This window comes from Pseudomonas floridensis (genome assembly GCF_002087235.1).
Taxonomy (GTDB): Bacteria; Pseudomonadota; Gammaproteobacteria; order Pseudomonadales; family Pseudomonadaceae; genus Aquipseudomonas; species Aquipseudomonas floridensis.
In genome coordinates this window covers 1-1393 of sequence record NZ_MUIO01000190.1, presented here as the reverse complement: position 1 = coordinate 1393, position 1393 = coordinate 1, and the positions used below count along the sequence as shown (strand labels likewise).

Below are 1393 nucleotides of genomic sequence, written 5' to 3'. Positions count from 1 at the left end.
TGCGCCACGGCCACCAGCAATTTGCCCTGAGGCGCCAGCGAATTGAGGCTGTTGACTAGCGTGTTGGCCAGGCTGTAGTTGCGTGCCTGGGCCGCCAGCTTGGCGCGCTGCCAGCGTTTCTGCTCGGTCAACTGGCCGGCCGCGGCCCACTGTGCGAAGAAACCATCGCAGGCAGCGGGCAGGGTCTTGCCGGTCATCCAGAGTTTTTCGGCGCTGGCATAACCTTCGGCGCGTTTGTTGTTGTTCAACTGGTACTGGCCGTACAGGCAGTCGAGCTCGACGAAATTCATCTTCGGGTCGTAATACTTGACGAACGGCTGCCAGTCGCCGCGCTCTGCCAGCCAGCGCAACCAGCGCAGTTTCATCCAGTTGGCCTGCGGCAGGTCACCGTGCTCGGCGAGAAACTTCTCGATCTCGGCGTTGCTCGCGGTTTTCAGGCGCGCGGTCAACTCGTCGTATTCCAGATACGGCTCGAGTGGATAGTCGGCGAGTGCGGTGCTGTACATTTGGTAGGGACCGGAGTCGCCCTTGGCCAGCGCACGTTTTGCCTCGTCGTAGTATTTGCGTTGTTGGGTGATGTCTACCGCATGAGCAGTCTGGACGGCGGCGGCGGAGAGGAGCAGGCACGATAGAAAGCTGTACAAACGACTGCGCATGAGACTTCCGAGCAGATGAGTCGTGAAAAGTGTCGCTAGCTTAGCCTTTTGCCAGCTCATGGTGAAAGCACTGCCGACAAGGTTGACTCATGTCGAAATAATTAGCCGCTATAAAGAAGGACTCGCGCCGACCTTCTGTGTGACGAATCCCGACATCCACCGGCTATCTCAGGTAGAATGCGCGCCCGGTTTTTGGAGAAGCTCATGACCCTGCTCAAATTCAGCGATGTGTCCCTTGCTTTCGGCGCCATGCCGTTATTGGACAAGGTGTCCTGGCAGATCGCCCGTGGTGAGCGGGTGTGCATCATTGGCCGCAACGGTACTGGTAAATCCAGCATGTTGAAGCTGGTCAAAGGCGTTCAGAAGCCTGATGACGGCGCGGTCTGGCGTGCCCCCGGTCTGAAGATCGGCGAGTTGCCTCAGGAATTGCCGGTAGCCGACGGACGGACCGTATTCGACGTGGTTGCCGAAGGCCTGGACGGTGTCGGCGCTTTGCTTGCCCAATACCACCATCTGGCGCAGAACTGCGTGACCGAGGAAGACCTCGACAAGCTCATGCACGTGCAGCAGGATCTCGAAGCCCGCGATGGCTGGCGTCTGCAGCAACTGGTCGAAAGCACGCTCAGCCGTCTTCAGTTGCCCGCCGACAAGACCCTGGCCGAGCTGTCGGGCGGCTGGCGTCGTCGTGTGCTGCTGGCACAGGCTCTGGTTTCCGAGCCGGACCTGCTGCTGCTCGA

1 protein-coding gene and 1 pseudogene are annotated in these 1393 nt (G+C 59.9%); one reads left to right on the top strand and one right to left on the bottom strand.

Features of this window, described 5'->3' with window-relative positions; translation table 11 throughout:
• Nucleotides 1–656 (bottom strand): annotated as a pseudogene (locus tag BZK31_RS28075) (lytic murein transglycosylase); the annotation flags it as partial.
• 204 nt (nucleotides 657–860) lie between these two features.
• Here BZK31_RS28075 and BZK31_RS28070 point away from each other — a divergent pair.
• Nucleotides 861–1393 (top strand): ATP-binding cassette domain-containing protein (locus BZK31_RS28070; protein WP_157900819.1); only part of this gene is annotated, 533 nt, incomplete at its 3' end.